The 20,693-nt window shown below is 63.0% G+C and carries 20 protein-coding genes; 5 read left to right on the top strand and 15 right to left on the bottom strand.

Going from position 1 to position 20,693, the window contains the following annotated elements:
• Positions 1-83: 83 nt before the first annotated feature.
• The gene (locus J2S32_RS11810; RefSeq protein WP_253521621.1) at positions 84-1,142 is read right to left on the bottom strand and encodes a ribonucleotide-diphosphate reductase subunit beta; all 1,059 of its coding nucleotides are present in this window, start codon (positions 1,140-1,142) and stop codon (positions 84-86) included.
• 438 nt (positions 1,143-1,580) lie between these two features.
• On the opposite strand from J2S32_RS11810, the gene J2S32_RS11805 reads away from it, so the two are divergent.
• Positions 1,581-1,883: a hypothetical protein gene (locus tag J2S32_RS11805; protein ID WP_253521619.1), complete on the top strand. Its 303-nt coding sequence runs from the start codon at positions 1,581-1,583 to the stop codon at positions 1,881-1,883.
• Here J2S32_RS11805 and J2S32_RS11800 read toward each other — a convergent pair.
• Complete coding sequence (locus J2S32_RS11800) at positions 1,880-2,653, bottom strand: response regulator transcription factor (protein WP_253521617.1); 774 nt, start codon at positions 2,651-2,653, stop codon at positions 1,880-1,882. The two genes, J2S32_RS11805 and J2S32_RS11800, sit on opposite strands and share 4 nt — an antisense overlap.
• Positions 2,654-3,026: 373 nt before the next feature.
• Between J2S32_RS11800 and J2S32_RS11795 the strand changes: the two genes are divergently transcribed.
• Positions 3,027-3,263 carry a DUF2171 domain-containing protein gene (locus J2S32_RS11795; RefSeq protein ID WP_253521615.1) on the top strand — a complete coding sequence of 79 codons (237 nt, stop codon included), beginning with the start codon at positions 3,027-3,029 and terminating at the stop codon, positions 3,261-3,263.
• A gap of 328 nt (positions 3,264-3,591) precedes the next feature.
• On the opposite strand, the gene J2S32_RS11790 is transcribed toward J2S32_RS11795, so the two are convergent.
• The 11 genes from J2S32_RS11790 to J2S32_RS11740 form a co-directional block, all read right to left on the bottom strand.
• Positions 3,592-5,127: a hypothetical protein gene (locus J2S32_RS11790; RefSeq protein WP_156491301.1), complete on the bottom strand. Its 1,536-nt coding sequence runs from the start codon at positions 5,125-5,127 to the stop codon at positions 3,592-3,594.
• A gap of 222 nt (positions 5,128-5,349) precedes the next feature.
• Positions 5,350-5,532, bottom strand: a complete 183-nt coding sequence (locus tag J2S32_RS11785; protein ID WP_253521612.1) for a hypothetical protein — start codon at positions 5,530-5,532, stop codon at positions 5,350-5,352.
• A gap of 235 nt (positions 5,533-5,767) precedes the next feature.
• Complete coding sequence (locus J2S32_RS11780; protein WP_253521609.1) at positions 5,768-6,502, bottom strand: nucleotidyl transferase AbiEii/AbiGii toxin family protein; 735 nt, start codon at positions 6,500-6,502, stop codon at positions 5,768-5,770.
• Positions 6,483-6,743: a hypothetical protein gene (locus tag J2S32_RS11775; protein ID WP_156494297.1), complete on the bottom strand. Its 261-nt coding sequence runs from the start codon at positions 6,741-6,743 to the stop codon at positions 6,483-6,485. The genes J2S32_RS11780 and J2S32_RS11775 overlap by 20 nt, the downstream gene beginning before the upstream one ends.
• A 163-nt stretch (positions 6,744-6,906) precedes the next feature.
• Positions 6,907-7,392 carry a hypothetical protein gene (locus J2S32_RS11770; RefSeq protein ID WP_253521605.1) on the bottom strand — a complete coding sequence of 162 codons (486 nt, stop codon included), beginning with the start codon at positions 7,390-7,392 and terminating at the stop codon, positions 6,907-6,909.
• On the bottom strand, positions 7,379-9,376 hold the full coding sequence (locus J2S32_RS11765) for a hypothetical protein (RefSeq protein ID WP_253521601.1): 1,998 nt from the start codon (positions 9,374-9,376) through the stop codon (positions 7,379-7,381). The genes J2S32_RS11770 and J2S32_RS11765 overlap by 14 nt, the downstream gene beginning before the upstream one ends.
• Positions 9,373-10,884: a hypothetical protein gene (locus J2S32_RS11760; protein ID WP_253521598.1), complete on the bottom strand. Its 1,512-nt coding sequence runs from the start codon at positions 10,882-10,884 to the stop codon at positions 9,373-9,375. Before J2S32_RS11760 ends, J2S32_RS11765 begins: the two co-directional genes overlap by 4 nt.
• A gap of 199 nt (positions 10,885-11,083) precedes the next feature.
• Positions 11,084-12,355, bottom strand: a complete 1,272-nt coding sequence (locus J2S32_RS11755; protein WP_253521595.1) for a tyrosine-type recombinase/integrase — start codon at positions 12,353-12,355, stop codon at positions 11,084-11,086.
• A gap of 124 nt (positions 12,356-12,479) precedes the next feature.
• Complete coding sequence (locus tag J2S32_RS11750; RefSeq protein WP_253521592.1) at positions 12,480-14,501, bottom strand: ribonucleoside-diphosphate reductase subunit alpha; 2,022 nt, start codon at positions 14,499-14,501, stop codon at positions 12,480-12,482.
• Positions 14,502-15,051: 550 nt separating this feature from the next.
• Positions 15,052-15,534, bottom strand: a complete 483-nt coding sequence (locus tag J2S32_RS11745; protein WP_253521590.1) for an energy transducer TonB family protein — start codon at positions 15,532-15,534, stop codon at positions 15,052-15,054.
• Positions 15,535-15,923: 389 nt separating this feature from the next.
• Entirely contained in the window at positions 15,924-16,814 is an 891-nt protein-coding gene (locus J2S32_RS11740) for an alpha/beta fold hydrolase (protein WP_253521587.1), read from the bottom strand.
• A 313-nt stretch (positions 16,815-17,127) separates the two neighbouring features.
• On the opposite strand from J2S32_RS11740, the gene J2S32_RS11735 reads away from it, so the two are divergent.
• Positions 17,128-17,460, top strand: a complete 333-nt coding sequence (locus J2S32_RS11735) for a PilZ domain-containing protein (RefSeq protein ID WP_253521585.1) — start codon at positions 17,128-17,130, stop codon at positions 17,458-17,460.
• A gap of 18 nt (positions 17,461-17,478) precedes the next feature.
• Here J2S32_RS11735 and nadB read toward each other — a convergent pair whose 3' ends face one another.
• Entirely contained in the window at positions 17,479-19,065 is a 1,587-nt protein-coding gene (gene nadB / locus J2S32_RS11730; RefSeq protein ID WP_253521582.1) for an L-aspartate oxidase, read from the bottom strand.
• Between the two features lie 138 nt (positions 19,066-19,203).
• Between nadB and J2S32_RS11725 the strand changes: the two genes are divergently transcribed.
• Positions 19,204-19,392 (top strand): hypothetical protein, encoded by a 189-nt coding sequence (locus J2S32_RS11725; RefSeq protein ID WP_253521579.1) that lies wholly within the window; start codon positions 19,204-19,206, stop codon positions 19,390-19,392.
• A gap of 9 nt (positions 19,393-19,401) precedes the next feature.
• Here the strand turns inward: J2S32_RS11725 and J2S32_RS11720 are convergent, their stop codons facing one another.
• Entirely contained in the window at positions 19,402-20,340 is a 939-nt protein-coding gene (locus J2S32_RS11720) for an ABC transporter ATP-binding protein (protein WP_253521576.1), read from the bottom strand.
• 54 nt (positions 20,341-20,394) lie between these two features.
• Here J2S32_RS11720 and J2S32_RS11715 point away from each other — a divergent pair, with 54 nt between their 5' ends.
• Positions 20,395-20,655: a zinc-finger domain-containing protein gene (locus tag J2S32_RS11715; RefSeq protein WP_253521574.1), complete on the top strand. Its 261-nt coding sequence runs from the start codon at positions 20,395-20,397 to the stop codon at positions 20,653-20,655.
• The last annotated feature ends 38 nt before the right edge of the window (positions 20,656-20,693 follow it).

The raw sequence follows: 20,693 nt of genomic DNA, 5'->3' as shown, positions 1-20,693 counted from the left end.
CAAGTTTCTTTCAGTTTCGAGTTCGGAATAATACTACTCAAGTCTTTTGTCGACCAAGCAACCTGGCGTCCGGTTGTCTAAGTTCACTCCGCCGCCTGCGCTCCAGCCTCATCGCCAAACAGGCCCGGGCCATCGTCCGCGGCTTCTTCCTCGTTCGCGGCCTTGGCCTTGGTGCGTTTGTCGAAGCTCGACCAGACCGAGTTCCAGTCGCCGGTGGTGGCGCCCTTGGAATATTCGGTGGCGCGCTGTTCGAAGAAGTTGGCGTGCTCCACGCCGTTGAGCAGCGGGGCGAGCCAGGGCAGCGGGTGGTCGTCGATCATGTAGATCGGCTGGAGGCCCAGCTGGCCCAGCCGCCAGTCGGCGATATAGCGGATGTACTTCTTGATTTCCTTGGGCGTCATGCCGCTGACCGGGCCCATTTCGAAGGCGAGGTCGATGAAATTGTCTTCCAGCCGCACCGACTTCTGGCAGATGTCGATGATGTCTTCCTTGACCGCCTTGGTCAGGCAGTCGCGCTCGCGCACGAATTCGTGGAACATGCGAATGATGCCTTCGCAGTGCAGGCTTTCGTCGCGCACCGACCAGCTGACGATCTGGCCCATGCCCTTCATCTTGTTGAAGCGCGGGAAGTTCATCAGCATGGCGAAGCTGGCGAACAGCTGCATGCCTTCGGTGAAGCCGCCGAACATCGCCAGCGTGCGCGCGATATCCTCGTCATTGTCGACGCCGAACTGCTGCATGTAGCTGTGCTTGTCGGCCATTTCCTCATATTCGAGGAAGGCGGAATATTCGCTTTCGGGCATGCCGATCGTGTCGAGCAAGTGCGAATAGGCGGCGATGTGTACCGTCTCCATATTGGAGAAGGCGGTCAGCATCATCTTGATCTCGGTCGGCTTGAACACGCGCGCATATTTGTCGTGGTAGCAATCCTGCACCTCGACATCGGCCTGGGTGAAGAAACGGAAGATCTGCGTGAGCAAATTGCGCTCGTGCTCGGTGAGCTTCTGCGCCCAGTCGCGGCAGTCCTCGCCGAGCGGCACTTCCTCGGGCATCCAGTGGATCTGCTGCTGGCGTTTCCAGAAGTCGTAGGCCCAGGGGTACTCGAAGGGCTTGTAGGTCTTACGGGCTTCGAGCAACGACATCTGGTAGTTCTCCGATTCAGCGTGAACGACTCATATAGGGAATCAGAACCCGGATTCGAAGGCAAGCGGGAATGATTCGGCGGGGATAAGATGTGGTCAACCGCAGATGCGCCCGGGGGCGCGGGGGCGATGTGCGACGAACCGCGCGATTCTTCAAAGCAGCAGCCGCTCGCCGTACCCGCGGCGGTCGCATGCCACGCGACCGGAGCGCCCCATTGTGCGCTGGATAGCCCGCCGCGCTTTGCGTCAACCCCAAGGTTCCTCGGTATTGTCGCTGCACGGCCCGCTGGGCATTATCATTAACGGCAGGGGGGTGATTCACCAGAACACCCAGGAAGCGAATCCGTCCATTTCCCCGGGCCGGGCACCGGTCGAGCGGCTCCCGCCTTTCGGCAGATGTGCAATTGCGCGCCGCGCAGGCGAGAATTGGAGATCGACATGTCCATCGGGCTCGATGACGTTGCGACCGGGGTCGGTACCTACCTTGTGGCAAGCCTCGTGTTCGCCTCATTGCTGGTTCGTATCGCCACCTCTGCCTGGCCCAGCAAATTGCTGCGGCGTCATGTATGGACCTTTCCGCTGTCCCCGATCTTCGGATCCATGGCGCTGCTAGGGGTAGTCCTGCTGGTTGTGGGCCAAATCGTCGACGTCATGATCCGCGGCAGTTTCAGGGCGCTATCGGGGAAGCGCGCCTACCGGCGCGTCCAGATCGATTCCTATTACCATATTCGTGGTCGCTAGCTGCGGCGCGGATCGGGAGACCGTAGCAGACCGCTGAGATAGGCCGCCGCGACGATCTCGTTCGAATGGCTGCAGCCGAGCCGCTGGCGCAGCCGCGCGGCATGATAGGCCACCGTGTTTTCGCTGATGCCGAGGTCGTAGGCGATTTCCTTTTGCCGCTTGCCCGCTGCAAGACCCGCGAGGACATCGGCCTGGCGGCCGCTCAGCGCGGGCCGCAGGCGCTTTGGCGCCGGTCCGGCGATTTTCTCGAGATAGGCATAGGTGAAATGCATCACCGCCGAGAGGTAGATCCAGTAGCTGTCATCGAGCGCCGCGGTCACGTCGTCGGCGAAATCCTCAGGCAGGACGCCGCGGTCGGGGGCGCTGGCATCGCGCACCACCGGGAGGCCGGCCCTGCCTTCGCAGGGCGGGTCATCGACGGTGATGGCGATGGCCTGCATGGTCGACCTGTCGCCCGTGCCCGGTCGCTCGACAAACTGCCCGATGCTGCCCGCGTTCGCATCCGCCCCATCGCGGGCGACTTGGCCGAAGGGGAATGCGGAGATCGCGACGCTGCTGGCAACAGCCGGCCCAGAGGCACCGAGCGCTTGTGTGGACAGCGCGGTCGCCGCCTGCTGCTCCTGCTCCGTATCGCGGTAGAAGACATGGACCTCGCCGGACACGGGAACCCGGCCGATCGCATCGAGCGCGGCGGTCCAGATCGCATCCGCGCTTTCGGCATGGTCAAGCGACGCCAGGAAATCCTCGAAGAAATTCCTCAGCCCGCCCATGGCCGTGCCCCGGACATACGTATGGAGAGTGCACTACCGAATTCCCCCTCCTCCCAAAGACAATGCAGAATGCCATCCGAAGATATTACGGGATGTCTGAATAATGCCCGCGCATGGGTGATTAAATGCGCCTTGCGCCGGTTGGTTAATACTAGCCCGTCCCGGTCGGCTGTCGAGAGCATCGGGGCGGCGCAGGATACGCGCGGAAGGCCGAAGCCCTTAATTTGAGCGCCCCGTCAGTCGAGAGAGCGTCCGGCCCCAAGAAATCTTGGGGGGGTCGGCTGCGCCGTGCACCAGCTTCGGCGAAGCGTGGACCAAAGCCACTGCCCGCCCGTTGGTAGGGTGTAAGCAACGCAAAACAAAAGGAATTTACATGTTCGAGAAGATTCGCATCAAGGAACACATGGAAATCGCCGACGCCAAGGGCCAGCATGTCGGAACCGTCGACGAAGTCGAAGGCGACGCCATCAAGCTGACCAAGTCGGACAGCGGTGATGACATGCACCACTTCCTGCCGCTCGACGATGTCGAGAAGATCGACGACAACCGTATCTACCTCAAGGAAGGTGCGCGCATTCCCGCCGGTCTCGGCAACAAGGCGGTCGCCTGAGCGACCCCGCCATTACGATCCCATAGCGGATCGAAAAAGCCCCGCCCCGGATGTTCCGGTGGCGGGGCCTTTCATATCGGCAATCGTGGCTGGTGAGGTGCACCTAGGGCCGCCCGGACGTCACCAGAGGCCGCCTACTACTGGCATGCCTTAGTTAGAATGTGAGGGTGTCTCACTGCGCAATTGCGCACCTGCCAGATGCATTTGTGCAACGTGGTGTTCATTGATTCTTCTCCTGTCATTCGGTCGGTTGGGAGGAGAATGACGTTCATCCTGATTCTAGGACAAGGTCGCCAGTTCTCCAAGGTTAAATCATGGCTTGTCTGTCTCACTCCGCTCTTCGGAATTCGTCGGGAAACGGCAGTGAAGTGGGACGGGAGCGGAGGTAGAGAACGCTTCTTCCGTCCGCATCGGTCATGATGTCGTCGACGATCACATCATGGATATCGGCCAGATCGGGTTGACCGAGGACTTCCGCGATGGGCCGGTCCAACGCGTCTCGGCCGATGGCACGAGGCGTCCGGATGGTTTGCGTCCGTCCGTCGTCCTCGAACAGTAACGCTCCATCGCGCGGGCAAGGCAGCCACTGGCGCAATATATGCACTCTCCGGTCAGTGGCCCTGAGGCCGATCGAACGGACGTTCTTTTCGGAGATCGGGGTCGGATCCTCTTTTCCTTCGTCACCCCACCTCCACCGGACATCGTGGATGAGATCAATTCCCCATAGGTGGGCGATGCGTCTCGTCAGGCTGTCCACCCGCAGATCACGGGGATCGACATGCTCCCAATCCTCGATCCTGAGCCCTTCGGCGTCGATGCGCTTACCGGCTTCGATGGCGCGCTCCATGAGTCTGCCCAGCGCCTCGATGTCCTCGGTCCTGACCGAACCGTCCAGACCGACGAGGACCGTGCAGGAATCGGCGTCCTCAGGCTTGATGGTGATCAGAGTGGGGCGGCTCACCCGGAGGAGCCATCCGTTTCTCGTATTGGCGTCTACGGTCGCGCGGATGGCCGGTCCGAAGTAGCTGCTCGAACGTCGTTCGGGATCGAAACTGGTCACCGCATCGATGTCGTGACAACCCGCCGCGAGCCCAGCAGTGATCGCGTCCAGGATCATGATCAGTTCGTCGCGCGGGAGGCTGGAGAGCGCGACCCTGGTGGTATCCTCACGTGCGCCGTCAAGTGAGCCACTCGTCACTGGTCTGGTACGCGCACCGAAGGCGAGATCGAATTCACCGGGCAGGCCGATGGCCAGCTCCTCGCGGCTGGGAATGCGGACACCATCCGCGGTCTTGACGAGGTACCTGATGCGCGCCGCCATGATGCTCCGGAATATGCCGGCATGTTCGCGTGCGAGCGCGTCGGCGAGGCGTTCCGAGGCCAGTCCACCGAGGTCGAACCGGTCCTCCATGAGGAACACCGGCCGCCTGTCCTGCCGAGGAGGATTGATCGCATGTGCTTCGAGGAGCGCCGTGGCCATTCTTCCCGCCGCCTGCAGGCTGTCGTCGTGATCGTCATAGCCGGCGGCGGTTGCGGCGATCATCACGGCAGGAACCAGCTCCAGGTCCCCACCGGTCTCGCCAAGTGCGCGCAGTACTTCGTTTGCGTCGTGCAGGCGCGATTTCTGACTTTCCAGCGAGAGAAGGTGGAAGGCGGGAATGGGACGGTCGTAAAGGCTCGAGCCGCGATCGATCCACATGTGGCGCAGGCCCGAGACGGTCCGCAATTCGGACAGGTCGTCGCATACGACGTCGACCACGGTCGTCAGCCCCTCTTCGAGGTCCACGCCGTGGCGTTCCATCGCTTCGGTCCATCGCTGTACCAGCGTCGACCAATGCGGCATTCGCGACCAGACATTGCTCATGATGGTCTCCTTCCTTTGAGATGGGCACGGCGAAGCACCCGCAGAGGCGAAGGCCTCCGCGGGTGGACGCGATGTGTATTGTTGTGTTGGTTCGTTCCGATCCTCGCGCAGAGGATCCGGAGCCGAGGTTCAAGCGGGTGCTATGCGACTAGCTCGCTCGAAGCTAAGATCGCCATCGACCTAGTTCTTATGGTTAGCGAGGAATGCCTTGCTCCATGGCGATCAATCGAGCTCATTCCATTGACGAACTCTTGCGCGCCGAGCGATATCACGTGGGATGAACCCGTTGCGCTCCTGAAGCGAAGCGACATCGATACGTCCGGCGGCGAGATCGCATTCATCGAGGTCGCGCGCGGCCTGCTTTGCCTTGGCCCTGTCGGATTGGCTGAAATCCTGATTAGCCATGAGAGAGCCTCCTCTTTTCTGCGTTTTGTTCTTCATTTCGAATATAGGACGACGGACCGGAATCTTCCACATCCGGATCTTCAACTTCACCCAGGCGGTGATGGCGTCAGGTCGTAGGAGTGCCTTTTCCTTCCCTATGTGGATACACCGTTTTCCAACGTCTCATCGTTCAGCAGCGACACCGCTCTTCATATCGGATTCCGATGCGGAGCAGCGGAAGAAGAAGCATGTCGCCTCAGTCCCCGATGCCGCGATCCGGAGGCGGGAATCGACGCGGATCACGGGAAATCTGCCGCGAGGCCCGGTCCGCCATGCCCATGGCTTCGCCGATTGTCGCGTGGGCGATGCGGAATGCGTCGGGGAGGATCGACCGCCCCTTCGCGGTTGGCGTGACGTAGGGGGACAGATCGGTCCCGCCCTTGGCCTCCAATACGCGCAGCGACTCCTTGAGGCGCGGTAAGGCGTCGGATGTCTCTTCCGACATGATCGTGGCGAGGGCGGTCCTTTCCTGGGAAACGGCTGCCAGATCGTAGACGTCACGAGGCGTGAACTTGGCCGATCGATATCGGATCTTCTTGATGATCACTTCCTCGGGAGTCTCGACGGCGATCCGCCGATCCCCGTATCTGGCCCATTCGAATCCCGGTTCGGTCTGCAAGGGTGGGGAGAGGAAGTCGATCTCTCCCTCGTCGAGCTCGAACTTCAGGTAGTGACCCGGCCACTGGAAGCGTTCGGAAATGCCGCGTGAGGCAGGATTGTTCGCGGGCACGAAGTTCCTGAGCGCGGTGCCGGGCACGAAGATGTCGATGTCGTAGGATATGCGATGGCCGATCTGGATGGCGATCGCGGTGCCGCCCCCGAGCGTCCAGTCGGGGCTATCCGTCTTCTCCGGTTGCGCGCCGAACACGTGATCCAGTGCCGGGAGCGCCTTGTCGAGGAGCTTGCGCCATTCAGAGGCCCTTGCGGTCATCGAGCCACCTCCTCGTCTCGTGTCCGGAAGGGAGGTGCAGCGAAGCGGCATCGGCGAGCTGGTCGTAGCTGATGGCCCCCGATGTCACGAGGTCGGACAGCGTCTCGAGTTCGGCCTCGTTGAGGAATTCCCTGACGCAGACCCTGTCGATGGAGAAAGGCTGGATGTCGAGTAGCGAGCCGAGCAACTCCTGCTCGCTCACACTGTCGGGAAGGGACACGTTCAGATGACCGATCGCCACGCGCAGGGAACGCCTTGCGCCTGGAAGGGCCAGGGCGGCCTCGAGCCGGTCGTCGGCAATGGTCGCTGCATGCGTCATCTGCTTTTCCCCTTCTCTTCCACCTCATCAGGATAGGCGTTTCCTACCCGTTTTCCATCACCAGCGACATTTCCTGAGCTCCGATCTATTCGGGCGGCTTGCTGAGTTCGATCATTCGCGGCAGCGAATCCTCTCCCATCGCCGAAGCCACCAGTAGGGATAGTGCGTGGATGCGTTCCACAAGGACGGCTTCGGCATTGCGGTGCCGCGCGCGTTCCGCCTTCGCCGCCTCGCGTTCTGCCGCCAATTCGCTCCGTAGGCGTTTCAGCTCTTCGCGCGCGCCGCCGTGCGGAGCCGATGCGCCGAGATTCTGGAAGAGTTCGAGTTCGCGCTTGTAACGATAGAGCGTCGGCCGCGGGACGCCGGTCTCCTCGACCAGGTTGACGACCGTCCAGGAGCCGTCCGTCTGCGTGGTCCCGCGGCAGAAGCGGTCGATTCCGGCCCGGATCGTCCTTTCGGTCGTTTCCGTTCCGCGAAGGTCGCCTCCTCCCGCCAGCACGTCGAGTTCGTGAAGGCGGTCCGCATTGTCCTTTCTGAGTTCCTCGAAGGAGGTCTGGTCAATCTTTTTCATTTCCACCTCCCTGTGCCTTGGCGATCACCCCTTCGTATCTCTCGGCGGCGGTCCGGAGTGACTGTTTCTGCGGTCCGCTCCGGGCGGTTCCGGTTAGTCTTCGGACTTCGTCGAGCAGGCCCTGCCACTTGGGAACGTGGCAGGGCGCTATCACCGAATTGGCGCACTTGTCCGGAGAGCACATGCTTATCGCCGGGGATGCGCCCGGTGAGGACTTTTCCTGCTCGGTCAGGCAGAGCGCGTTGCTCACGTTGAACACGCAGTAGCTCAGGCTGCCAACATGGACCGTCTGGACAAGCTTGCGCACGCTGTTGTCGAGCACCGCTCCTTTCGAGGACGTGTCCACCACGGCCGATGCGAGGCCCACTTCCCGCACGTTCTCCCATTCAGCGAGCACGCGGCTGGCACCTGGCCCGGCCCGCCAGCCTGCCCGGGCATCGCTTCTCATCTCCTCGAGGATATCAATGCCCGCGAGGATGCGCTCGTCTTCGACATCGAGTGCGAAGGTGTCGGAAGCGGAGCCTGCGTATCCTTCAAAGACGGCCGTCGACACGTGATGATAGTGGAGGCGTCCCGCGATGATGCCGAAGGGCTGCCTGGCGATGAACCTCGCGAGCGTGCGCCGGAACTGGCTCGGCTTGATGTGATAATCGGGTGCAGGGGCGATGCTCGGGTCTGATTGAACGATCGCATCCCGCTGCCATCTTGCCCGTTCGTAGAACAGGTTGATCAGGCTCCCGATGGACGTGACGGACAGTGGATAGCCGGTCTTCGATGAACGCAGCAGCTTCCTGTCTCGCGACTTGGGCTTGCGCAGGGCATCCTTGCTCAGCATGAGCAGGTCCGACCCGTGCATCATGCGGTATGGCGCCAGAAGCTTCTGCAGCATCTGCACGGCCTGGGCGACGATATCCGGGACCACCCATTCCACGGGTGGAGGCTTGCCCTCCTTGCCCTTGCCGCGTTTTTTGAGCGGTATGCCGCTTATGCGCCAGCGGTCGCGGAGGCCTGTAGCCCTGTCGACGGGACGGTCGAGGCAGTCGGAACCGAGGTTACTGGCCTCCCCTGACCTCATTCCGGAAAGGTAGAGGATCACGATGAGGCAGGCGGCGACAAGATGGCCGAGTTCCTCGCGATAGAGATGGTGCGCCGCCTTCTTGCGGTCCGGCATCCAGGTGATGCCCGTCTCGGGGCAGGTGCCAGGTGATGTCTTCCAACCGGGAAAATCAGCCCTGCCATCGTCCCAGAATTCGTGCATCTCTTCCCGCATCGCAAGCACGGTGGGTGCATAGTGCTCGATATAGCGTCGCGCACAGTCGATAAGCGTCGCGATGACCTCGTCCGGCAGGGGTTCGGTCGCGTTCTCCTCATTGGCCTCGCCGGCGCCGAGCATCTTTGCGGTCAGGTTGCCGTCGTAGGGGGAGAATGGCAGTGGGGAATTCAGGCGTTCACGGAAGACGTCGAGCGCCTTTATCGGGAGGAGATAGCTCCAGACCGTCTGCGGGCTGCAGGAGGAACCCGTCCGCACATTCGCGCCGGAGGCATTGACTGCATCTTCCGGGCCATGGTTCTCCAGCCATACGCGATATTCGTGGACGTGCCGCTGGCGGAGGTCCAGAGGACCCGCGACATCGGGGTGCTTGACGTCCAGCCAACGCAGGAACCGCTTCATCCTCAGCTGCTCGCGTGAGGCATGGTAGCTGCCGATCGTCTTCTGGGTCGCCAGCGGCGTGTTCAACCGGTGCCAGCACAGTTCCTTGCAGATGGAGAGCCAGCCCGGGTGGTTCGCGGCGACGTCGTTCCAGTCGATCCGGCAGATCGATTCGACACGGCCGGAATGGTGATCCGTCTCCGTCAGATCCCAGACCATCGCGTCGAACCGACCCTTGAGGTCGGGACGACGCAGCAGGATGGGCGATTCGCCGTGGGGCGACCGCTGGCTGCGCTCATCTTGAGCCCGGATATGGCCGGCATGCGCGTTCATTGCAGCATCTCGGGAGGGAGATGCATGTCCAGCCCCCTGGCGATCGCTTCCGCCTCTGCGACGGTGCGTTGGTCGAACTGGGGGAGGATGGCATGGGTGATCTCACGCCACGCAGCGCCGTACAGGGCCTCCCACTCGGGTGACCCCATCTCGTCGCGGCGCCGCTCGACATGCGCCCGGAAGCCGAGGATCGCGGGCAGGGATCGACGCGTTATCAGAGCGTTAGGACAGACCACGCAGCCGAAGAAGGCCTTTGAGCAGGGCGTTCCCGGCTTGTCGAACGGGGAATTTGTGAAGTCGCGGCAGCTGGCGAGCCACAGGTCCTGCTCGCCGGACAGCGCGGTTGCGATGTCGTTTTCGGCGACTTCGACCTTCCGTGCGGCTGTTGATACCTGATCCTCGGATGCGTCGTTCGGAAGATCGATGACCCGCCTGGAGAGCGCGTGGTCCCAGGCCTGCGCCTGCGCGTCCAGGACCGCATTCTCGAGAAAGGGTCGGATACGGTCGTTGTCGAGATAGTGCTTGGCGCGCACGTCGGCCGAGTTGTCCGACCTGTCGATTGACAATCGGCCTCCATGCCTGATCGTGCGCTGCGTCCGCCAGGTCGGGCGCAGCCTGTTCCTGACGATCGGCAATCGCCCGCCGTGATCATCTCGCAGGCCGCTCTCGTTGAGATGGTCGCTGAACGCCCTGAAGGCATCGGCGGCACAGTGGAACGTGAACAGCGGTGTCGCATCGTCGGTTCCGCCGTCCTGGTCCTGCCTCTTTCTGGCTCGATCCCGCAGGAGAGCGAGGGCCCCCGCGGCTTCCCGGAACGAGGTCCCATCCGCGATGGCCTCCTCCTCAGTGTCGATGCTGCCGTCGCTCGGGTTGGTGGTCCGGCTCTTGCGAAATCCATTCCCGCCACCGCCGCGTCGCTTGATGTAGCGCACCTTGATGCGCCGCCCATCGGTCCTGAGATTCGCCAGCGTGAGCACGGGAAGGCATTCGGGCTCGATCCCGAGCTTCAGGCCGATGATGACGAAGGCGGCGATCTCCATGGCCGCCTTGTCCCCGGGGTCGCCACTATCGTGAGTTCGGTGCAGTATGGCCGCACAGGCGGAGATAATGCGCTGTGATTCGGCGAGCGAATAGGGTGCGTTGGGCTTCGTATCGTCGATCCGCTCGCCGGGAAGGAAGTCCTCGTCACGCCAACCCGGACCCAATACCGCCGCGTCCTCGAGATACAGCTGTCGCAGGATCCGCAGCGGCGCGGCCTTGTAGGCATAGGCGGTGGTGCCGGTGACTTCTCCCAGCGTCGCACGCAGGTCCATGGCTATGCGGAAGTCCTCGACGATCTGAGGATCGAGGATGGTGTCTTCCTTGCCGGGCTCCTGACCTCGCGCGTCCTTTTCCGTCTCTGCCAGCCAGAGGAAGAAGGGCTTGCTCTGTGTCTGGTAGGCCAAGGCCGTCGATCCGGTGGCGATGGCCTTGCCGGGTCCGGACATCCTGTGGACCGCATCGAGCATGGCCCTCCCGAGGGCGGGACGCAGCGAAGCGAAGTCCCAGTTCAGGGGGTTCTTGCGTTCGAAATGGCGATGCCGCCAATCTTTCGGATTCGACCGAGTGGGGAACTGGAGAACGCCTCCACGGTCGAGACTCGGGACTTTCCGCCGTGGCCGCCCGCGCCTCGGCGGGAGATTTGCATCGGACGCGTCGTTCCTGTTCTCAGCGGATGAGGTCAAGGTAGTCCTCCTCCGATCCCAGGGTATCCTCGAAGATCCGCAGCGCCTCGTCGATGACGAAATCGTCTGCGCTGAGGATGTCGAGGTAGATGAAGGTCGTTTCGTAGTGCTTGTGTCCCAGGAGACGCTGGAGGGCGCGGAGGGGGTCGCCGAAGATCGTAGCGTAGACGTCACCGCGACCGCCTTCCGTGAGGCGTCTGACATCGTCCTTGATCTTCATGCTGTCGTGATGCCGACGCAGGAGCGCGCAGAGCATGTAGACCGCGAAGGTGTGCCTGAGGGTGTGCGGCGTCACCTTGATACCCGATCGCTCGGATGCGTTCTCGAAGACCTTTTCCCAGCCGCCGATCCCCATGAGGCCGCCGGATTGGTTGATCCAGAGCGGAGTTAAAGACGCTGAAAGCCCCTTGCGTTCGAGCGCCGGCAGTCGCTCGAGTTGCTGATATGCTTGGAGGCGACGGAACGCGTGGATGCCGACGGGGACTTTCCGGGCGCGATAGCCCTTTCCATCGATCGCAGGGACCGGATAGGTGAACGCTCGACCACCGGTGCTTTCGGCGCGAGAGGGAACAGCCGATGCCGGCATCCTGCTGCATTCGTAGAGACGCATGCCGGACGTCAGGATGGTTTCGGCGAAGGCGGCATTGCGCAACGGCGATCTGGTCACCATCAGACCGTCGTCCCGGAAAATACGGAAGCGGTCGAGCGTGATGAACTTGGGCTCTTCGGACGCAGCTGCGGCACCCTTGAAGGACCATTGCAATGCCGGATGTTCGGTCGGGTTGTCAGGGCGCAGACGCAGGAGGACGGCCGCATCGAACATGGTCTTCAGCGCTGCGGCCTCGGAGTTCCAGGAGACGGGGTCGAGTGGTTTCCCTTGAGGCGTCGTGCTCGCCAAGCGGCGAGCCCGGTATTGGGAAAGGTATCCCGGATCGACAGTCGCCAGATCTCCACCATCCTCGGCTAGCGTGGCGATGAACCTGAGGACGTGCTGACCATAGGTCCGCATGGTGGTCCGCCCGGCCACCTGCTCGGTCATCTTGCGTAGGACGCTAGAGGACTGATGATGGATTTGAGGAGGATGAGAATTCTGATCGAGAACGAAGGGGACTCGTTCGGTGATCCCGATCCTGGCGTAGAGTGACTTCGCCAACGGGCCCGCCCGCTCGTGCCAGAACCGTTCAAGCTCTCTCGGCATGAGGGCTTCGTCGACCGGCTGGTCGAGAAGATCAGGATTGACGAAAGCCAGACGCAAGACGGTGTGCCCTCATGGTTTACGGGGTTTCCCGATCCATGAGGGCACAACTTCTCACTTTTTCAAGTCATTTATTGACTGCAGCCCCATCCTGTTCCATAGAATGAGACACAGCACAACATTACTATTGACAGGCGAGGCATTCCTCGTAATCGGTCTGCTCGGCGCCCGCGGCCAGTTCGAACTTCGCGGCATCGGCGGTGTTGTCCGCTTCCACGCCGCCCGCGAAACCGGCGCGCTGCACGCTCTTCGAGCGGAGGTAGTAGAGCGACTTGATGCCCTTTTCCCACGCCTGGAAGTGCAGCATCATCAGGTCCCACTTGTCGACATCGGCCGGGATGAACAGGTTCAGCGACTGCGCCTGGTCGATAAAGGGGGCCCGGTCGCCGGCGAATTCGAGCAACCAGCGCTGGTCGATTTCGAAGCTGGTCTTGAAGGTGGCCTTTTCCTCGGTCGTCAGGAAGTCGAGGTGCTGGACACTGCCGCCCCGCTCGAGGATCGAATTCCAGACATTGGTCGAGTTCTTGCTCTTCTTGTCGAGGATCTTCTCGAGATAGGGGTTCTTGACGATGAACGAGCCCGACAGCGTCTTGTGCGTGTAGATGTTGGCCGGGATCGGTTCGATGCAGGCGCTGGTTCCGCCGCAGATGATGCTGATCGACGCGGTCGGCGCGATCGCCATCTTGCAGCTGAAGCGTTCCATCGCGCCGGTTTCGGCGGCGTCGGGGCACGGCCCGCGTTCCTGCGCCAGCACCAGCGAGGCTTCTTCCGCCTTGGCGCTGATATGCTTGAACATCTTGAGGTTCCACACCTTGGCCATCGGGCTTTCGAAGCCGATGCTCTTGGCCTGGAGGAAGGAGTGGAAGCCCATCACGCCGAGGCCCACGCTGCGTTCGCGCATGGCCGAATATTTCGCGCGCGCCATCTGGTCGGGCGCCCGGTCGATATAGTCCTGCAGGACGTTGTCGAGGAAGCGCATGATGTCCTCGATGAACTGCTTGTCGCCGCTCCATTCGTCCCATTTCTCGAGATTGAGCGAGGACAGGCAGCACACTGCAGTGCGATCGTTGCCGAGATGGTCGATGCCGGTGGGCAGCGTGATTTCGGCGCACAGGTTCGAGGTCGAGACCTTGAGCCCCAGTTCGCGGTGATGCTTGGGCATCATGCGGTTCACCGTGTCGGAGAACACGATGTAGGGTTCGCCCGTGGCGAGCCGGGTTTCGACCAGCTTCTGGAACAGGCCGCGCGCGTCGATGGTCTTGCGCACCGATCCGTCGCGCGGGGACACGAGGTCGAATTCCTCGCCCGCGCGCACCGCTTCCATGAAGGCATCGGTGACCAGCACGCCGTGGTGCAGGTTCAGCGCCTTGCGGTTGAAGTCGCCGCTCGGCTTGCGGATCTCGAGGAACTCCTCGATCTCGGGGTGCGAAACGTCGATGTAGCAGGCCGCCGAACCGCGGCGCAGCGAGCCTTGCGAAATTGCGAGCGTGAGCGAATCCATCACCCGCACGAAGGGGATGATGCCGCTGGTCTTGCCGTTGAGGCCGACCGGTTCGCCGATCCCGCGGACATTGCCCCAATAGGTGCCGATGCCGCCGCCCTTCGAGGCGAGCCAGACATTCTCGTTCCAGGTGTTGACGATGCCGTCGAGGCTGTCCGACACGCTGTTGAGATAGCAGGAAATCGGCAAGCCGCGCGTGGTGCCGCCATTCGACAGGACGGGCGTGGCGGGCATGAACCACAGGTTCGAGATATAGTCGTAAAGCCGCTGCGCATGTTCGGCATCGTCGGCGAAGTAATCGGCCACACGCGCGAACAGGTCCTGATAGCCTTCGCCCGGCAGCAGGTAACGATCGGTCAGCGTTTCCTTGCCGAATTCGGTCAGCAGCGCATCGCGGCTCTCGTCGGTCTTCACGTCGAACCGGCGATCGAGCACTTTCTTGCTGTCATGTTCGGCCGCTTCCGAGGTCGCGCTGGCGACCGCGCCGGCCAGCGCCTCGCCCGCCGCTGCCTGGACCAGTTCGTCACTGCCCTTGTCCGTCTTGTCCATGGCGACCGCTTTCTCTTCGGTGGTGGGTTCGGGCGCGGTGTCTTGTGTGTCGAAATCCAATGCCATCGCCGTATCGTTCCCGCTCTTGAAATCCATCGTGTGCCCCGCCGTCTGAGTGCTCCGCGGGCCGCTATCAGGCCACCCGCGTTCCGGTTGTGTTCGAGTCGACGAGACCACTGCCCCGCCTACCAATTTTGTGTGGCTCCGGGGCGAAAACTTTTCCCCTTTTTCCCCACAGCCATGCCGCTGGGGCGGGGCTCTCCAATATGGGGAGCCGGCCGCCAAAAGCTAGGTCTTGTGGGTACCCATGGTAGCCTGACCACTAGATACTGAATCAGGCGGCACTCCGGCGCAAGAGGGTCAACACCGATTTAGGGCTGGTTCGGGCCCGGCAGACGCGGTGCCTTATCCGGCTGCAACGCCGCGACGCGTGGACCAAGCTGGACTTCGGGCGAGCGCAAGGGGCTAAATGAATCCGTGAAAAAAATTTTGCGGGCAAAAACGATCCGTCCGGCTTGTGAGACAATCGAATCCGGGTGCGCAATTTTGGAATCGAGGCGGGCATTCGGCACAGACTCCGGCGCCGCCGCAACCCGTCCGCAGCACGGGATCACGGCAACGCCGAAGAACAGTGCCGGGGCCGGCGCTAGGACGCGGTGCGCGGAGCCGAATTGAACGCGAATACGGTGCGTTCGCGCGGGTCGGTGAGGCGCGCCTGTTCCAGCTTCGCCAGCTGCGACGACAGATCGGCAAAGGCCTGGTGGCTGTTGGCGAGGACGATGTTGGCCTGGAAGATCTGGTCGGGCGCCCCGATCGCCGGGAGCGGATTGCTCCGGCCCAGCCGGGCAACCGCCACCAGCGCGCGACGATCCACGCTGCGCTGGCCCGATTTGCGATAGAGTTTCACATCGGCCGGGCGGCCATCGGCGCCGCGCTGGAACCGCACCATGGCAATCCCTTCGCCAACCAGCTCGCGCCGCGGCCAGTCGGCGCGCAGGAGATTGCGATCGAGGTCGCGGGAAATCGTCTCGACGGCGGCACTCTCCGCCGAGACCACGATGTCCTGCGAGGTCGCGGGGACGCCGGTCACCAGCAAGGCACCGGCAAAGGCTATAAGGGGGGATTTCATCGGATCATCCTTTCGCGTGCAAAGATGATCGGCCGCAGTCGCGTTGCACGCCCGGCACAAGGCGGGCGGCAGTCCCATGGTCCACAATCAGTGGTCGATCGGGGCAGGCCGGCGTCTGCGGGAGCCGGACGTCCTGTGCATCAGGATACGCGCGAAGAATTCCGTGTCAAACTCCCGGCGCAAGGGGGTCTCGGAAGGGCAAATGGCAATTCCCTGAGGGGACAGCGCAACTTCTCGCCTGCATCCGGAAGAGATCATTATCGTCAAACGCAAGAATCGAGCGCAGCGGCGCAGCAGACTCGCCTTTTGCGAACCACTAGCGACAATTTCCGTTCGTCCGCCGGTCGACCGGCGACAGCCATTGGTCGAACAACCGCCCGAGTTAGGGCCTAGCCGGCATTCGCCGTGGCATGGCCGGTGATCGCATCGGCAAGCTCGTCGACCAGCTCGAGCGGCAGGTCGTGGCCCCAGCCCGGGATGGTCTTCAGCTTGGCGCCGGGGATTGAGGCCGCCGTATCGCGGCCACCCTCGCAGGGCACCAGCGGATCGTCTTCGCCATGCAAGACCAGCGTCGGCACGGTAACGTCTTTCAGCATGCCCCGGCGGTCTCCATCCGCGACGATCGCCGAGAGGTGCCGTGTCGGCCCCTCGGGGTAGAAACTGCGGCGCACGCTGGCGGTGGTGCGCTCGCGCAGGCGCTCGTCCTCGGTCGGATAGCCGGGCGAACCGATCGTGCGCGCCACCATCATGCCATGCTCGACCAGCACCTTCTCATCGGTGCTGTCGGGGCGGGTAACCAGCGCCTTCATCGCCTCGGGCTTGGCGGGCGGCAGCTTGGGATTGCCGGTGGTCGAGAAAATCGTGGTGAGCGACAGGCATTTGTCGGCATGCCGCGAGACGAAATGCTGGGCGATCATCCCGCCCATGCTCGCGCCGACGATGTGCGCCTTCTCGATGCCCAGCGTATCGAGCAAGCCGGCCCCGTCATCGGCCATATCGGCCAGCGTATAGGGTACTTTGGGCTTGAGCCCGAGCTTGGAGAGGAGCGTCATCTTGACCAGCCCCGGCGCCTTGACCCCGTCGAACTTGTGGCTGAGGCCGATATCGCGATTGTCGTAGCGGATGACACGGAAGCCGCGGCTGGCAAGCGCCTCGACCAGTTCGTCGGGCCACAGCGTCAGCTGCGCGCCGAACCCCATGATGAGCAGCATGGGCGGGGCGGCCTTGTCGCCCTGTTCCTCGTAGTGAATCTCGATCCCGTTCGCGATTGCCTTGGGCATTGCTCTACCTCCTCCGAATTCCGGCTGGAGACCTCATCGCATGCTCATGCCCTTGTCCAGCGCAAACCGGCCTGCAGCTGTGGGTTTCGCCGGCTCATCACAATGGCGTGTGCTTACAATCCTACCGCGCCGACCGCTGGCATATCCCCGCGCGGATGGCACGCATTGGCGTGGCTCGAGGGTGAACGAAATGGCTTTGACGGCAATGGATCATCGCACGGCTACCGCCGCCGCGGCTGTTCAGCTTCCCGACTTGGACCGGGATGTAGAAGGGAATCGCGCTGCCCCATTGGGCGGAACGAGGGAACGAGCGATGGACCGACGCGACGAACAGCGAAGCCAGACGCAGGACAATCTTCGCGTCACGATCGGCGGCACCGGTCTACGCTGTGCCATGCGCAATCTGTCGCTTTCGGGATGCATGATCGAGTGCCGCGACCTGATTGCCGATGTCGGCACGCCGGTCGAAGTCGTGCTGCTGCCCGGCTATATCGCGCAGGGCGAAGTCGCCTGGCAGCTCGGCGAGAGCATCGGCATCTTCTTCCTCGAACCCATCAGCGTGGGGGTGGTGCGGCACTTCGCGCTCGACGACTGGATGCTGCGCAGCGACTGGTCGGCAGCCAATTGGCGGTCGGTAACGGGCTGATGCCGCCCGGGTGCCTCGTCAGGGCACCAGCACCATGTCGCGCGCGACCGGGTCGGTGGCGGGATAATCCATGATGTAATGCAGCCCGCGGCTTTCGTGGCGCCTGAGCGCGCTGGTCACGATCAGCCCCGCGCAATCGAGCAAATTGCGTAGCTCGATCAGATCGGTCGTGACGCGGAACGAACCGTAATAGTCCTCCACTTCCTTGCGCATCATCTCGATCCGGTTGCCCGCGCGTTCCAGCCGCTTGGTGGTCCGCACGATACCGACATAGTTCCACATGAAGCGGCGGATCTCGGTCCAGTTCTGCTTGATCACCACTTCCTCGTCCGAATCGGTCACGCGGCTGGCATCCCACGGCAGGATCGCGGGCGGATCATCGAGGTCGTCCCAGCACGACAGGATGTCGCTGGCCGCCGCCTCACCGAAGACGAAGCATTCGAGCAGCGAATTCGAGGCCAGCCGGTTGGCGCCGTGGAGCCCGCTTTCGGTGCATTCCCCCGCCGCCCACAGACCCGGCAAGTCGGTCTTCGCATCGAGCCCGATCTTCACCCCGCCGCAGGTATAATGCTGCGCCGGCACCACCGGGATCGGCCCCTTGGTCATGTCGATGCCGAGGCCGAGCAGCTTTTCGTGGATCGTGGGGAAATGCTCCTTCACGAATTCGGGCGGCTGGTGGCTTATATCGAGATGGACATAGTCGAGCCCATGGCGCTTGATCTGGTCGTCATTGGCGCGCGCCACGATATCGCGCGGCGCCAGTTCCATCCGCTCGGGGTCGTATTTCTCCATATAGCGCTCGCCGGTGACGGGGTTGAAGAGTCTCCCGCCCTCGCCGCGCACTGCCTCGGTAATGAGGAAATTCTTGACCTCGAGATTGTAGAGGCAGGTCGGGTGGAACTGCATCATCTCCATGTTGGAGACCCGCGCGCCCGCGCGCCATGCCATGGCGATCCCGTCACCCGTCGCGCCGCGTGGCGCAGTCGAGAACTGGTACACGCGCCCCGCCCCGCCCGCCGCCAGCACGGTCGCGCGCGCGACATGCGTCACCACGTCGCCGGTAGCCTCGTCGAGCGCATAGGCACCCCACACGCGGCCCGACCCCGAATAATCCGCCTGGTTGCGCCCGGTGACCAGGTCGATGCAGCTTTGCCCGGGCAGCAGCGTGATGTTCGGACTTTCCTCCGCCGCCTTGAGCAGCGCGGCCTGCACCGCCCAGCCGGTGGCATCGTTCACATGGACGATGCGGCGGTGCGAATGCCCGCCTTCGCGCGTCAGGTGAAGGTCGCCTTCCTCGCGGTTGAAGGGCACGCCCAGCTCGCACAGCCGGTCGATCGAGGCAGGCGCGCGCTCGATCACGAATTCGACCGTCTCCTGGTCGTTGAGACCCGCCCCGGCGACCATCGTGTCACGGATGTGGTTGTCGAACGTGTCGCCCGCGTCGAGCACGGCGGCGATGCCGCCCTGCGCCCAGGCGGTGGAGCCGCTGTCGAGCCGGCCCTTGGCGAGCACCAGCACGCGCTTGGTCTGCGCCAGCGCCAGCGCGGCGGTAAGTCCGGCAGCGCCCGAACCGATGACGAGGACGTCGTAAGGGGTGTCTGTCATGCCCGCGTCATGCCGACGCAATCACTACGCGGCAAGCAAGGAACGATTCGGCGCAGCGAGGTTATTGTCAGCCGCTTGCTGCACTAGGGGGCGAATCGACAGGGGACAAAACAACGGGTTTGGAAGGGTCGCGAGATCATGACTTTGGGACGTATCGGCTGTGCCTTGGGTAGGCACAGCGTCGACAACGCGAATGTAACACGCGTCAGCGGGCAGCAGGTCGGGCGCTGCCGCAAGTGCAAGGCTCCGATGGAAGAGGTCGAACCGCATTTGTGGGCGGTACAGAAGGTCCGCGATGCAGGGCTCGGGCCGCGCGCCTTCCTGTAACGCGCAGGCCTATCCCGCGCCGGTCAGCTGGACGAACACGTCCTCCAGATCGGCTTCGCGGGTGGTGACATCCTCGATCGCATAGCCGTGCGACTGGACGAGCGCGAGCACCTGTCCCGCGCTCGTCTTGTCGCGGTCATAGGTGATCTCCAGCCGCCGCGGCTCGATCACTTCGGCCTTGGTGAAAGCCGGTTCCATGATCGGCCCGCCGAGATCCTTGTCGACCGTGATCGAGACGATCTTTTCGCGCGCCATGTCGACCAGTTCGCGAGTCGGCTTGTCGGCGATCAGTTCGCCGTGATTGATGATCGCGATGCGGTCGCACAGCTGCTCGGCTTCCTCTAGATAATGCGTTGTCAGCACCACGGTCACGCCCTCGCGGTTGAGTTCGGTGACCAGTTCCCACAGCTGGCGGCGCAGTTCGACATCGACGCCGGCGGTCGGCTCGTCGAGCACCAGGATCGGCGGCGAGTGAACCATCGCCTTGGCGATCAGCAGGCGCCGTTTCATCCCGCCCGACAGCGTGCGCGCATAGGCATCGCGCTTGTCCCACAGATGCACTGCCTTGAGCAGTTCCTCGCTGCGCCGCTCGGCCTTGGGTATGCCGTAGAAGCCGCCCTGGTTCTCCAGCACTTCGAACGGGGTGAAGAAGGGATCGAAGACGATTTCCTGCGGCACGATCCCGATCGAGCGCTTGGCGTTGCGCGGATTGCCCGCGATGTCGAAACCCCAGACCTCGGCGCTGCCGCTGGTCTTGCGCACCAGCCCGGCAAGGATGTTGATGAGCGTGGACTTGCCCGCGCCATTGGGGCCCAGCAGTCCAAAAATGCCGCCCTGCGGCACATCGAAGCTGACGCCCTTGAGCGCCAGCTTGGGCGGCGAGCCCGGACCGGGCGAGGCGTATTCCTTGACGAGATTGTCGATCTTGATCGCAGGTGGGGTGGTCATGCCGCGTGACCTAGGCTCTTGAGCAGCTCCGTCAAACCCATTATCGGCTTGCGCATGAGCCTGCCTCCTCCCGAAATCACCAAGGTCACCACGCGGCGCGTGTGGTGCGACGGCGCGACCGACATCAGGACGGGGGCGAACTACAAACCCGCCGCGCTCGGCCACCCCAAGATCTATCTCGAAATCGACGAGCATGGCTATGTCGACTGCGGCTATTGCGATCGCCGCTTCGTGCTTGAAGGCGGGCCCGCCGACGGGGTCGACCAGTCGCAGCTGATGGATATTTCCGAAGGCGCAGACCCGGGCCACCGCTGACCCCCTCGCCTTCGCCGGCGCCAGCCCCTACATAGGGC

The organism is Qipengyuania citrea (assembly GCF_024171405.1).
GTDB lineage: Bacteria > Pseudomonadota > Alphaproteobacteria > Sphingomonadales > Sphingomonadaceae > Qipengyuania > Qipengyuania profunda.
The sequence above is the reverse complement of the archived record's forward strand: the minus strand, read 5'-3'. Positions and strand labels throughout refer to the sequence as shown.